The sequence below is a fragment of the Sporosarcina sp. Marseille-Q4063 genome, assembly GCF_018309085.1.
Classification (GTDB): Bacteria; Bacillota; Bacilli; order Bacillales_A; family Planococcaceae; genus Sporosarcina.
Genome location: NZ_CP070502.1, coordinates 3,846,533 through 3,860,955, shown reverse-complemented (window position 1 = coordinate 3,860,955; position 14,423 = coordinate 3,846,533). Strand labels below are relative to the sequence as shown.

Sequence of the window (14,423 nt, the reverse complement as noted above, 5' to 3'; positions counted from 1 at the left end):
GGTAATAAGGACGCCTGAAAACGTACATAGTTCCATGATAACGGATTTTAGACAGTAAGAAAAGGAATAAAGTAAAAAGCTGGAGATATTACAAGAATTAAGTTGGATTTTGCGTATATATGCGTCGAAAACTTGTTAAATATACCATCCGCCATTCACTTTTACTATTTCTCCTGTCATATAGTCTGCTTTTCCACTAAGAAGAAACTCAACCGCATCTGCTACATTTTTTGGTGTTCCTACTTTCATAAGCGGGATCTCATCGACTATCATTTGCCGCTCATCTTCAGGAATCAAATCATTCATCCGTGTTTCGATCCATCCTGGTGCAACCGCATTAACACGGACACCGGAATAAGCAGCTTCTTTTGCGTACGCTTTAACGAAAGCGTGCTGGGCACCTTTGACTGCTGAATACATAACTTCTCCAGCGGCCCCAGTGTTTCCCCAGATTGAGCCGATAAAAACAATATAAGATGGGTTGCTAAGTCGAAGTTTCGATGAAATCAGGCCGATGAATTGAGCCGGATTTTGAACATGGACTTTCCAAAGCGCATCCATATCCGCCGTAGTTGTTTCGGAGAGCAATTTGTACATTGGCTGGCCATTTGCAACAATAACGGCATGTACGTCCGTTAATTGTTCCACCAATACTTTTGCACCGTCACTTCTCGAAAAATCAGCTTGTACGACTTTAAAAGAAAGCTCCGGAAACTGCTTGCTTAATGTCACTTGTAGGTTTTCGGCTTCTAATTCACTTTCATTGAAATGAATGTAAAGCGACCATCCAAGCGCCGCGAGATTATGACAAATTGCCTGCCCAATCTCGCCAGATGCACCTAGGACTACCGCAAAGCGTTGATTATGCATTTTCTTTTTCTGCTGGAAGAACTTTATAAACTGTAAAACCACTTTCATCATTGAACGTTGAGAAAGCGTTTTTCAAATCTTCAAGCGTCATTTTTTCAAGTGTAGGAACGACATCAAATAAATTCATATCGTTAAACGAATATCTGGTAAATTGGTTTGCAATAAATTCAATTGAATTTAAAGAACGCATAAATTGACCGATTTTTCGTTTTCTTTGACGATCCAAATCTTCATCTGTTATCGGCCATGTCGTCGTTGCTTCTTTCAGCGTAGACCGAATTGCTTTTTCCAGATCCTCAGGATTTTCGGAATCGGATGAAATCATTGAGAAGCCAAATCCGTTTTCCAGCATAAAGCTGTATGAATAAGATTCATCGATTAAATCATTCTTATAAGCTCTCGCGTAAAATTCGGATGATCTTCCGAATAAAACATCCATTACCAGTTCAGATGCGAGTTCACGGATGAGCATTTTCTCACCTGAAACATCCGTCTTTGTGCACTTCATACCAAAACTAAGTTTCGGTTTTGTTACATCCATTGAAAGCGTTCGTTCCTGTTGGGCAACAGAATCGGGTTCTTCCGGAAAACTTCGAGTGATTTCTTCTGGTTGACTAAATGTTTTGTTGTTTTGGTTTTCCTTTATGAAATTCATCATTTCTTCTGGATCCACAGCACCTACGACAAAAAACACCATATTTGATGGATGATAAAATGTTTCGTAACATTCATGTAAATGTTCAGCAGTAATCTCATCAATCGATTCAATTGTTCCCGCAATATCGATTTTCACCGGATGCTCATGGAACATATTTTCAATCATGCCAAAATATAAACGCCAGTCTGGTTGATCATCATACATGGTGATTTCTTGTCCGATAATCCCTTTTTCTTTTTCAACAGTTTTTTCCGTGAAATAGGGTTCCTGCACGAAATCAAGGAGCACTTTCGTATTCTCATATAATTTATCCGTTGCAGAAAAAAGATAAGAAGTTCTCGTAAATGATGTAAATGCATTCGCCGATCCGCCCAGAACGCTAAATTCTTGAAACACGTCACCATCTTCTTTTTCAAATAGTTTATGTTCTAGAAAATGAGCGATCCCGTCAGGTACAGTTACTTCTTCATTTTTACCAAGCGGAATAAATGTCCTGTCGATAGAACCGTATTTTGTTGTAAAGGTTACATATGTCTTTGAAAATCCACGTTTTGGTAAAATATAAACGTCAAGACCGTTTTCCAACTTCTCATTATATAAAGTTTCCTGCAAGTTTTCAAAATGCACTTTATTCATTAGAAGTACCCTCCTTACCCGACAACAAATAAACGACTTCCAATTGAACGTCCTTTGCCATCTTCTTCACATCATCTTTCGTAACGGCATCCCATTTGGCAATGAGATAATCCGCAGTGAAATCTTCATCAAGTTCTTTAAACTGATCGTATACTTCTATTTGCCCTCTTGCCGAATCGAATGTACTAGTAATACTATTGGTTAGTAAAGCTTTAGTTTGATCTAATTCAAGATCCGTTATCTCTCCATTTTGAAGTGCTAAAAGTTGTTCCTTAATAAGCGATACAGCTTTTTCTTCTAGTTTGGCGTCAATCCCTGCCATGACAGAAACTAGCCCATAATGGGAAGCATAAGAACTAGACGCGTAATAGGCCATACTTTCTTTTTCACGAACATTCATAAATAATTTACTGTGAGCAAAACCGCCAAACACACCATTCATCATTTGCATTTTGGTGTAATCGGGGTGATAAATAGTAATAGGCGTACTAAAGCCCAGGTGGAGCTTTCCTTGTTTCATGTCTTGCTTTTCGTTCACATGTTCAGGTTCGGCCCGATTGGTCTTTTCTGTTGTCTTAAATGTTTCTACTTTACGCGCGGGACGAGCGCCAAACGATAGAACCGCTTTTAACTTTTCGGCAATTTCCGTCTCGTCGATATCGCCTGCAACATAAATGTCAACGGTGTCTTCCTCAATCATCGATTTATAAGTTGCAAGTATTGTCTCAGGTGTTATCTCTGCTACTGCTTCCTCTGTGCCATCCGAGCTAGTCGAAATCGGGCTATTCGGCCGCAAGATTTCAAGCATGCGCTGTTGGGCATAACTTGTTTTATTATCATATTGCGATCGAATTCTTTCACGAACTGATTTTTTCTCCCGTTCCACGATGTCAGAATTGAAATTTCCACCCTCAAGATTCGGATTGAAAATAAAAGTTCCAAGTAATTTTATTGCTTCATCTAGAACGCCGCCATCTGTTAGATATTCATCATTCACACATTCAATATTCAATGACAAAATATGCGTGTCGCCGCGTTTTGCTACCCCCGTGTACATGATTGTTCCATATAAATCATCCAATTTATTTCGGAGTGCTGTTTGCGTGCGGAACATGCCGTTCGAATCCTCTAAAACGTTTGCAAGCACAGCACGTGTGGCCGCGGTCTTTACATCCAAATTACTTTTCCACTTCACAGCAAAGTTTACTGTCTTGAATTGATCTGACTTACGGGTATATAATGTTACACCTTGTTCTAATCGATTTTTAGTAAACATCCTAACACCTCTGTTTTTGTTAATATGAGTCATACTCACATCACTATACATTCCAACTGGCCCTTCATGCAAATTAGTAGGGTTATAAAAGTTCAAAAAAATTAAAAAGCTACCCGAAGTCTTTTACGACTTTCAAGGTAGCTTCTAATTTCTTAACGTTGGCCTTTAATATAGGGTTGCCCACTTGCTTTTGGAGCTGTTGCCCTACCGATAAATCCGGCAAGTGCTAAAATTGTCAAAACGTACGGCAAGATGTGTAGATAAACGGTTGGAACGTTTTTCAAGAATTCAATGGAAGGTGCACTAATCGCTAGTGCTTGTGCAAACCCGAAAAATAAGGCAGCGCCCATTGCACCGATCGGATGCCATTTACCAAAAATCATCGCGGCTAACGCCATGAATCCTTGTCCATTAATCGTCGCATGTCCAAAATCATTCGTCATCGTTTGAGAATAAATCGCACCACCGATACCAGCAAGTCCGCCGGATATAATGACCGCAATATAACGAATTTTCGTCACGTTAATCCCCATCGTATCTGCTGCCATTGGATGTTCACCAACAGACCGCAATCGAAGACCGAACGGCATTTTATAAATCACAAACCATGCCAATAGCGCAACCAGTACCGCTAATATGGAAGAACCGTAGATTCCCTTAAAAAATAATGGACCCAGAACCGGGATATCTTCTAAAAATGGAACGTTGAAACGCGGAATGCTACGTTGGATAAAGTCTGTCTGCCCTTTTCCAAAAATTAGTTTCACTGTAAATAATGCAACAGCAATCCCTAACATATTAATCGCAACACCAGATACAACTTGATCGGCTCTAAAAGTAATCGATGCGACCGCATGCATGATTGAAAAAATTGCCGATACAATCATTGCAGCAAGCAAGGCTAACCAAGGTGTCCAGGCGCCAAAGGTACCCGCAAATGTTAAATTAAACAAAATCCCGATGAAAGCCCCCATAACCATTAACCCTTCAAGTCCGATGTTGACAACACCCGAACGTTCAGAGAAAACCCCGCCTATCGCAGTAAAAATTAGAGGCGCTGCGTATGAAATTGTAATTGGTACGATGAAATAAAGAATATCAAGAAAACCCATTTCACTTTGCCCCCTTTTTCTTATTCATGCGATTAAGGATTACTCGAATGATATATCCAGAAGCAACGAAGAAAATAATGAGTGCAATAATGATTGAAACAATCTCTGTCGGAACCCCAGCCTCATTCGGCATATTCCCTGCACCGTATTTCAACGAACCGAATAATGATGCACCGAAAATGACTCCCAGCGGTGTATTCGCTCCTAATAATGCAACAGCGATACCATCAAATCCAATACCTGTAAAACCGCCCATATTGGCTAAATAGCCAAATGTGCCAAGCGCCTCCATTGAACCTGCAAGTCCTGCGAATGCACCTGAAATCACCATTGAAAGAATGATGTTTCGATTTACATTCATGCCGGCATATTGCGAGGCATGTTCGTTGAAGCCAACCGATTTCAACTCATAGCCAGTTTTCGTTTTCTCCAATAAAAACCACATGACCCCAACCATTGCAAGCGCTACTAATATGCCGTAGTGCAGTGTTGAATAATCCGTTAGATTGGATAAAAATTCAGATCGAAGTGATGCTGTTTCACTAATTTTTTCTGTCTTATAGGTTCCCGATACCGTTTTGATTAACGCATTGACCACATGAAGAGCAATATAGTTCATCATAATTGTAACGATAACTTCGTGAACTCGTAATGTAGCTTTTAAAATCCCTGGCACAAATCCCCATAATGCTCCTGCTAAAGCAGCTGCAATCAAGGCAAACGGCAAGTGAATAATCTTCGGCAAATCAAATGCCGATCCAACATATGCAGCCGCAAACCAACCAACAATTAGTTGTCCTTCAACCCCTATATTGAATAAGCCTGCACGGAAAGCGAATGCAACCGCTAAACCGGCTAAAATATAGGGACTAATTTGTCTAATTGTTTCTCCAATTGCATAAGCATCCCCAAAGATACCATTCCACAATGCGATATAACCCGCAACCGGATCATATCCGCTGAATATCATGACAATCGCCCCGACAATTAAGCCCAATACGATGGAAACGATAGGGACTAATAGATTGATAACTCTATTCGACATTTCCATCCTCACCTTCTTTCAGTACAACTTCATCACCAACTACGATCATTTCACTTTTCTGGTGACCAGCCATTAACAGACCTAATTCTTGTTCAGTTGTTTCTGATGGATTTACGGTATCAACAATTTGACCATCATAGATAACTGCTATTCTATCAGATACATTCATAACTTCATCAAGCTCAAAAGAAATTAACAAAACGGCCTTACCGTTATCGCGCTGTTCTATCAATCTTTTATGGATAAATTCAATCGCTCCGACATCAAGTCCTCGTGTCGGCAGTGCTGCAATTAACAGATCCGGATTACGTTCTACTTCTCGACCGATAATCAGCTTTTGTTGATTACCGCCGGAAAGAGCGCGTGCTGGTTCATGCTCCCCTTGCGTTCGTACATCATAAGTTTCAATAATCTGTTTAGCTTTTTCAGAAACGACTTTATAATTCATAATGCCGTTTTTCGAATAAGGCGCATGATAATAGGATTGCAACGCGGCGTTATAGCCGACAGAGAACTCCAAAACTAATCCATGCTTATGGCGATCCTGCGGAATATGGCCGAGTCCTGTTTCCGTGATTTCTCGTGGACGTTTACCTGTTATATCTTTGGCGTTAATGGATATTTTTCCTTCTTTTATTTTGCGTAACCCAGTGATGGCTTCGATAAGTTCGCTTTGACCGTTGCCGTCAATTCCTGCAATCCCAACGATTTCACCTTTTCTAACCGATAAATTTAATCCTTTAACTTTTGGTACACCACGGTAATCCTCCACAACAAGATTTTCAATATGTAAAACTTCATCCGCCGGATTCGATGGACCTTTTTCCGTTTTGAAGGTTACCTGTCGACCAACCATTAATGTGGCAAGCTCTTCAGGATTCGTTTCACTTGTAATTACTGTACCAATTCCTTGCCCTTTACGAATGACAGTTACACGATCTGTGGCGTCCATAATTTCCTGAAGCTTGTGCGTTATTAAGATTATTGATTTATTTTCTTCAATCAACTTTTTCATAATAATAAATAGCTCATCAATTTCTTGCGGTGTTAAAGATGCAGTTGGTTCATCGAATATCAGGATTTCAGCCCCTCGATAAAGCGTTTTCAAAATTTCTACACGTTGTTGCATGCCGACAGAAATATCTGAGATTTTCGCATAAGGATCCACATTCAACCCGTATAATTTTGAAATTTCCGCGACTTTTTTTGCAGCATCGCGAATATTGATGGTTCCCATCTTTTTCGGTTCGTTACCTAAGATTATATTTTCCGTTACTGTTAAGTTTTCAACTAACATAAAGTGCTGGTGAACCATTCCGATTCCCAAGTTATTGGCGATATTCGGATTAGAAATCGCGACTTTTTCGCCACGAACCCGGATTTCCCCGCCTTCAGGTTGATAAAGGCCAAAAAGAACGTTCATTAATGTCGATTTACCAGCGCCATTTTCACCTAAAAGAGCATGGATTTCCCCTTTTTTTAGCTGAAGTGTAATATTATCGTTCGCAACGAAATTACCGAATTCTTTTCTAATATCCAGCATTTCAATGACGTATTCCAATGGGTTCACTCCCTTAATAATTGACTTACAAAATTAATACAAGAAAAGATTCCATATTCTGGAGGAAACCTTTCTTGTATTAATTTACATTCGATAAAATAGGAAGGCCGGAAAAAACCGGCCTTTTACTATTTATAATATTATTGTTTTGGATCCTCTGGTACAACAATTTCGCCATCAACAATCTTTTTTGAGAGTTCATCGATTTTGTCAAGTACATCTTGTGGAATCGCACCGTGCGAATCTGCAAGCTCAATCATTCCTTCAGCAATACCATAGCGTGTAATTTCGCCGCCAGGGAATTCACCTTTTTCGGCAAGTTCTGCTACGCTAATAACTGATAGGTCAACACGTTTAAGCATAGAAGTAAGTGTGATGTTATGGTCACCTACTTGGCCTTCCTCGTATTGGTCCGAGTCAACGCCGATTACCCAAATGAACTCATCCGGATTTGCTGATTTACGTTCTTTCGCTTCCGAGAATACACCATTACCCGTTCCGCCCGCTGCGTGGAAAATGATATCAACACCAGAAGTGTACATACGGTTTGCTGCCGCTTTTCCATCTTCAGCTTTGTCAAAGTTACCCGTGTACTGTACGTCTACTTTGATATCAGGTTTAACAGCTGCAACGCCTGCTACAAATCCTGCATGGAAACGTTCAATAACTGGAATTTCCATACCGCCAACAAATCCAATTTTATCGGATTTTGTCATAAGTGCAGCTGCAGCACCTGCAAGAAATGCACCCTCTTGTTCTTTAAACATGATACTTGCAACGTTTTCGACGTCTGATTCTTCATCCACAAGTCCAAACATAGTATCGGGATTTTGCTCAGCAATTGTTTCAATTGCATCTTTCAGAAGGAATCCGATACCATAAACGACATCGAAGTCACGACGAACAAGTCGATTCAAGTTTGCCTCGTAGTCCGAAGCATCATCTGATTTTAAATAGTCGAAACCACCATCGCCTTTAGTAAAACCGCTTTTCTTACCGTATTCTTGGATCCCTACCCAAGCAGATTGGTTAAACGATTTGTCGTCAACGCCGCCTGTATCCGTTACCATTGCTACCGATACTGCATCTTCATTTACTTCGCTAGAACCTGTCGTGCCTTCGTCTTTGCCTTTGTCTTTACCTTTATCAGTACCGCAAGCGCCGAGCAAACCACCGATAACAAGCATCATTGCTAGTGCAAGACCTAATTTACTTTTTCTCAATGTAAGACCCTCCTATTATTTTTTTATATTAGTAAGGACGTATAAACGTCTTATACCCTTTTTCGCACGACATGAAAACTGAATTTATCTGCACGGAAATAGTTTTTCGAATACAGGACCATTTCTCCGTCGTCAGTATAATGCCGTTGTTTTAAAACTAGAAGTGGCACATCTACGCCGCAACGTAAAATCGAGGATGCTTCTTCATCATAACCGACTGGTTCAATCTGTGCGATTGCTTGCACGATGCGAACATTACCGGATTGCTCAATTGCATCAAAAATAGAGACACTAAAAAGTTCTTCGGTTTCACTCGGTAAATATTTCGACAGTAAATTATCAACACAATAGACAACTGGTTCCCCATCTGCCGTTCTAACACGTTTAATCGCGACAAGTTTTTCATCTTCCGCGAAATCGAATTGCGAGACACATTCATCTGTAGGATCTGTATCTGAGACATCCATAAAAATTGTGCCTGGTTCCATTCCCGCATTTTCTATCATTGCGGATACACTTTCCAACTGTTCAATACCTGATGTAAAGATTGGTTTTGGATTAATAAACAAACCAACCCCGTGTCGGCGGGTTAGTACTCGTTCATCTTCTAAAATAGTTAATGCTTTTCGAAGAGTTGTTCGAGTAACATCAAATTTCTCGGCAAGTTCAAAATCTGAAGGCAGACGATCATTTTCTTTAAAAACCCCTGATTCAATGTTCTCTTTCAAAATTTCAATTACTTGCAAGTAGTGTAGTTTCCCCGCACTCGTCATCATGTATCACCGTCCTCTAGATGGTCAGACTTTTCATTGCTATTTGAATATCACTACTAATCAATTTCACTATATCACTTTCGTCCCACAAAATAAACATAGATTTAAAATAAACATGCGATTACCAAACTTTAGTAACAATGTTGTACTAAATTCCACATTAATTCACGAATGAATGTCAGCTTCTTCTTTACTAATAAGCACTTGACGCGGCCTGCTTCCATCCGGCGGTCCTACAACTCCGCGCATTTCCATCTGATCTACGATGCGTGCAGCTCTGGAATAACCGACTCTAAACCGGCGTTGTAACATCGATACTGATGCCGTTTGCAATTCTGTAACAAGTTGAACAGCATCGTCATACAACTCATCTGTCTCTTCGTGCGGTGGAACGTCAACGATTTCAGTCGGAATCATTTCTTCTTGATACTGGGCTTTTTGTTGTTCAATGACAAAGTCGACAACAGCCTCGACTTCGCGGTCCGAAACGAAAGCGCCTTGAATCCGAACCGGTTTAGATGCACCTGCTGGCAAGAACAGCATATCCCCTCTTCCCAACAACTTCTCCGCTCCGCCACTATCCAATATTGTTCTGGAGTCGATTGCAGATGATACCGCAAATGCGATTCGTGATGGAATGTTCGCTTTAATAACGCCGGTTATAACGTCAACACTCGGACGCTGGGTTGCAATGATTAAGTGAATTCCCGCTGCACGTGCCATTTGCGCAAGACGCGTTATGGAATCTTCTACATCGCTTGACGCAACCATCATTAAATCTGCAAGTTCATCGACAATGACAACAATATAAGGCATATGTGGATGCTTTTCATCATTTTCTAGATTCCATTCGTCAATATGACTATTATACCCTTCCACATTTCGCGTCCCGGTATGAGAGAAGAGTTCATAACGACGCTCCATCTCAGAAACTACTTTTTGCAATGCTTGAGCAGCTTTCCGCGGGTCGGTAACGACTGGTGCTAACAAATGCGGTACACCGTTGTAGACATTAAGTTCAACCATTTTCGGGTCGATCATCATCATTTTCACTTCATGCGGTTTCGTACGCATAAGAATACTTATTATAATCCCATTAATGCAAACACTTTTACCACTACCGGTTGCTCCAGCAATTAGCATATGCGGCATTTTGTTTAATTCGGCTAGTATAGCTTGTCCTGTAACATCGCGACCAAGTGAAATCATTAATTTCGATTCGGGTGTATCATTTTCTTTTGCTTCAATGACTTCCCGGAGACTAACGACCGCAACATCACTATTCGGCACTTCAATACCGATGGCGGATTTCCCCGGAATTGGCGCTTCGATCCGAATATCACTTGCCGCGAGTGCCAGTGCTAAATCATCTGTCAAACTAACGATCCGACTGACTTTAACGCCCGTAGCGGGTAGTACTTCATATTTCGTGACCGCTGGCCCTAGGTGGACTTGTACAACGCGCGCTTTCACGCCGAAACTTAAAAAGGTATCTTCTAGTTTTTGCGCATTTTCTTGAATCGAGTCATATTCGCCAGACTGATCATTATGAGGCGTTTCAGTCAGTAAAGTACTTGGCGGTAATATATAAGATTCATTTTCTTCTTCACCGATTATTGCACCTAAATTGCTAACAGCTGCATCTGTTGAATCCAGAGCGACCTCTTTTTCAATAACAGCAGCTTCCTCATCTTTAGCACGCTTGTCTATCTGTTCCGTGAATGTGGAAATAATTGGTTGTGAAGGAATGTCCTCGATGATCGGTTCAGCGATTACAGGCTTTTCATTTACTTCTGAGCGACGAGTCCTAGTTTTCTTAGGTTCCTCTTTTTTCGGTTTCTTTTCTTTCTTGTCACGCGAAACTCTTTCTGAAAAAGTTTTTTTAAATGATTCAACCATTTTCGGGAACTTTTCCGCAATAATTGGTACCAATGCTTTTCCTGTTAATAGTACGAGTCCGATTAGCAGTAATAACACACCAGCAACAGTTGCTCCTGCGGAATCAAATAGGGAATAAAACATCGCAAATAGAAATGCACCAATCATTCCGCCGCCTAATGCGCCCGTTCGATCCGCTATTCCATCATTAATGATCAGTACTTTCCATGTTTCTCTCAGCGCTGAATCCGACATTAGCACACGGCTTTCATTAAGTTCTTTAAATAAATGAACATGGCTAAAGAGTAGTAAGCTTGCAAGAATAAACAAGCTTCCGCCCATTATCCGATTTTTCCATCCACCCACTTTTCGCATAATCATAAATATAAGAGCTTGTACAATTAAAAGAAATGGAATTGCAATATGCAAGTTTCCAAACAAAAACCTCGTGGCTGATGATAGACCTCTTCCCGCCGGTCCGAATTCAAACATAATAATAACGGCTAAACCAATCATCGCAAGACCAATCACTTCATACAACAATGGATGCAAACCCGGTTGTTTCTTTTTCCGTTGATTCGCGTTTCGTTTTCCCTTTCTTTTTCTAGACATATTTTCTCCTCCTTTCTTGAAAAAAAGGATTTCCCGCCGGTCAGACGGCAAGGAAACCCTTCGGAGCGGTTAGATCCTAATTTGGCGTTTCGATTAGTATTCCATAATAATTGGTATGATCATTGGACGTCGTTTCGTTTGTTGGAATAGGAACGAGCTAAGCGTGTCACGGATCTCTTGCTTTATCCCTGTCCATTCAAACGACTTTTTAGTCACATGTTTCTCAACTATTTTTGTAACTAGTTTAGTTGCTTCATCAAGAAGTTCCTCAGATTCACGCACATAGACAAATCCGCGAGAAACGATTTCAGGACCTGCTGCTATACGCTTATCTTTACGACTCAGCGTCACGACAACTGTAAATATGCCATCTTGCGATAATAATTTACGGTCTCTGAGAACAATATTTCCAACGTCGCCAACACCAATACCGTCAATTAATACGTTACCGGCTTGCACGCGTCCGCTCATACGCATTTTACCGCTTTTATATTCTACAATATCGCCTTTATCAGCTATAAATATGCTCGTCTTTTGCATACCGACCTCTTGCGCTAGTTTTGAATGCGCCATAAGCATGCGATATTCACCTTGAATCGGGATGAAATATTTAGGTTTCATCAAGTTTAACATAAGCTTCAAATCTTCTTGGCTACCGTGTCCGGAAACGTGAACTTTTTTGCTTGACGTCAATACTGTCGCACCGTTTTTAGCTAACTCATTCATCGTTTCGTACATCGATACTTCCATACCAGGTGATGGTGTAAATGTTATTAGAACCGTGTCTGTATCTTTAATGCGAACATCGCCATGATGCTTTCTGACGATTTTCTCCAGGGCATCCAATGGTTCACCTTTATTGCCAGTGACGATAATGACAACTTGATCATCTTCATATTTCTCTAATTCATTAACAGGGATGACGACATCGTCTTCAGTCGTTAAATAACCTAGATTAACGCCAACCTCGAAGTAGCTTTCAAGACTCTTTCCGACAACGGCCACTTTCTTGCCTGTCTCAAATGCTGTGTCCAACACTTGTTGAATTCGAATAAAGTTGGATGCATATAACGCAACCAATATTCGACCTTCTGCAGCATGAAATGTTTGCGATAATTGTTTTTCAATGACAGATTCAGATGTTGTATATCCGGGTCTCTCTGCTTCGGAAGAATCAGACATTAAAATAAAGACGCCTTCATCTCCTAAATTCGCCATTTTTCCGATATCTGGACGATATTTTCCCTTTGCTGCCTGGTCAAACTTAAACTCTCCAGTGTGAACAATTGCACCTTCACTCGTGTTAAATACGATTCCCAATGAATCAGGAATACTATGAGTCGTATTGAAAAATGTCACGTGTGTGCGATTAAAGTTCATTCTGCTTTTGTTTGTCACTTCAAAAAAGCGAACGGATGCTGGTGCAGGCATTTCTTTTAAATGCTCTTTCGCTAACGCTAATGTAAGTTTCGATCCGTATACCGGCGCTTGCACGACTTGTAATAAGTACGCTAGTGAACCAATCGCGTCTTCATGTCCATGCGTCAGGAATATTCCTTTCACGCGTTCTTTGTTTTCCTCAACGTATGTAAGATCAGGTATGACGATATCGATTCCAAGCATTTCTCGTTCAGGGAACATGAGTCCTGAATCAACGATAAATAATTCTTCATCGATTTCAACGACATACATCGCTTTCCCAATTTCTCCTACCCCTCCAAGGGGAATAATTCGTATTAGTTCATTTTTTGTTTTTGTCAATTTTGTTCCTCCTATTTCTACTTCCCGTCCATATCGACTATGATTCATTATACGGGACGAAACGTTCTTGTACAAACAAAAAAAGCCGGTTTCCTAGACCGGCTTTCGTCAAACAAAAATATGTTCACTGTTTTTGACCTTTGCCCATACTTTATCAAAGGCCATATTTTCTTCGTTATACCCGATTAATGGTAACCGAACGCCACCAGTGTCAATATTGTTTTTTTGCAATGCATATTTCACTGGTACAGGATTTGGCGCAGCAAATAATTCTTGAAACAATGGAAGTAACGCCCGGTGCATGCGAGCCGCTTCTTGTGTACGTCCTTCATTAAATGCGGTAATCATTTTCTGCATTTCATTTCCGACGACATGTGACGCTACTGAAACAACACCATTTCCGCCAATCGCAAGAAGTGGCAAGGTTAGCCCGTCGTCCCCACTATAAACTTTAAATCCAGCGTCCATTCCTTCAATAATTGCCGCCATTTGTTCGAGGTCCCCACTTGCTTCTTTTACTGCACGAATGTTCTTCACTTTCGATAAAGCAATTGTCGTTTCCGGAGTCATATTAATAACGGAACGTCCTGGGATATTGTACAACAGTATTGGAAGACTTGTTTTCTCGGCTATTGTTGAAAAGTGAGCGTACAATCCCTTCTGATTCGGCTTATTATAATAAGGTGTCACAAGCATAATGCCATCGACGCCGACCTGCTCAGCCGTAATCGTGCTTTCAATTGACTCAGCAGTTGCATTCGAACCAGTTCCGGCAATAACAGGAATTCGCTTATTCACCGTTTCCATTGTAAATGAAAGGAGTTCTTCCTTTTCTTTAGCTGTTAACGCAGGGGATTCACCTGTTGTTCCGCAAACGACCAATGAATCTGTTCCATTTGCAATAAGATGTTCAATCAGCGTCTTTGTCTTTTCAAAATCGATGGCGCCCGTTGATGAAAACGGGGTAACCATCGCCGTAGATATTCGTCCAAGTTCCATACTAATATCCCTCTTTCAT

Annotated in this window: 11 protein-coding genes; all 11 read right to left on the bottom strand. The window is 40.7% G+C overall.

Annotated elements, in window-relative coordinates; all coding sequences use genetic code 11:
* Positions 1 to 135: 135 nt before the first annotated feature.
* Positions 136 to 870 (bottom strand): elongation factor P 5-aminopentanone reductase, encoded by a 735-nt coding sequence (gene ymfI / locus JSQ81_RS19340; protein ID WP_212605603.1) that lies wholly within the window; start codon positions 868 to 870, stop codon positions 136 to 138.
* A complete protein-coding gene (gene yfmH / locus JSQ81_RS19335; protein ID WP_212605602.1) occupies positions 863 to 2,164 on the bottom strand; it encodes an EF-P 5-aminopentanol modification-associated protein YfmH in 1,302 nt (433 codons plus the stop codon). The genes ymfI and yfmH overlap by 8 nt, the downstream gene beginning before the upstream one ends.
* Complete coding sequence (gene yfmF / locus JSQ81_RS19330) at positions 2,157 to 3,440, bottom strand: EF-P 5-aminopentanol modification-associated protein YfmF (protein ID WP_212605601.1); 1,284 nt, start codon at positions 3,438 to 3,440, stop codon at positions 2,157 to 2,159. The genes yfmH and yfmF overlap by 8 nt, the downstream gene beginning before the upstream one ends.
* A gap of 152 nt (positions 3,441 to 3,592) precedes the next feature.
* Positions 3,593 to 4,552: an ABC transporter permease gene (locus tag JSQ81_RS19325; RefSeq protein ID WP_212605600.1), complete on the bottom strand. Its 960-nt coding sequence runs from the start codon at positions 4,550 to 4,552 to the stop codon at positions 3,593 to 3,595.
* 1 nt (position 4,553) lies between these two features.
* Complete coding sequence (locus tag JSQ81_RS19320; RefSeq protein WP_212605599.1) at positions 4,554 to 5,597, bottom strand: ABC transporter permease; 1,044 nt, start codon at positions 5,595 to 5,597, stop codon at positions 4,554 to 4,556.
* Positions 5,587 to 7,158 carry an ABC transporter ATP-binding protein gene (locus JSQ81_RS19315; protein WP_212605598.1) on the bottom strand — a complete coding sequence of 524 codons (1,572 nt, stop codon included), beginning with the start codon at positions 7,156 to 7,158 and terminating at the stop codon, positions 5,587 to 5,589. Before JSQ81_RS19315 ends, JSQ81_RS19320 begins: the two co-directional genes overlap by 11 nt.
* A gap of 140 nt (positions 7,159 to 7,298) precedes the next feature.
* On the bottom strand, positions 7,299 to 8,381 hold the full coding sequence (locus JSQ81_RS19310) for a BMP family lipoprotein (protein WP_212605597.1): 1,083 nt from the start codon (positions 8,379 to 8,381) through the stop codon (positions 7,299 to 7,301).
* A 50-nt stretch (positions 8,382 to 8,431) separates the two neighbouring features.
* The gene (locus JSQ81_RS19305) at positions 8,432 to 9,157 is read right to left on the bottom strand and encodes a GntR family transcriptional regulator (RefSeq protein ID WP_212605596.1); all 726 of its coding nucleotides are present in this window, start codon (positions 9,155 to 9,157) and stop codon (positions 8,432 to 8,434) included.
* A 162-nt stretch (positions 9,158 to 9,319) separates the two neighbouring features.
* The gene (locus JSQ81_RS19300; RefSeq protein ID WP_212605595.1) at positions 9,320 to 11,644 is read right to left on the bottom strand and encodes a DNA translocase FtsK; all 2,325 of its coding nucleotides are present in this window, start codon (positions 11,642 to 11,644) and stop codon (positions 9,320 to 9,322) included.
* A 93-nt stretch (positions 11,645 to 11,737) separates the two neighbouring features.
* The gene (locus JSQ81_RS19295; RefSeq protein ID WP_212605594.1) at positions 11,738 to 13,405 is read right to left on the bottom strand and encodes a ribonuclease J; all 1,668 of its coding nucleotides are present in this window, start codon (positions 13,403 to 13,405) and stop codon (positions 11,738 to 11,740) included.
* 108 nt (positions 13,406 to 13,513) lie between these two features.
* Positions 13,514 to 14,404, bottom strand: coding sequence for a 4-hydroxy-tetrahydrodipicolinate synthase (gene dapA, locus JSQ81_RS19290; RefSeq protein ID WP_212605593.1), 891 nt, complete (start codon positions 14,402 to 14,404; stop codon positions 13,514 to 13,516).
* Between the last annotated feature and the right edge of the window lie 19 nt (positions 14,405 to 14,423).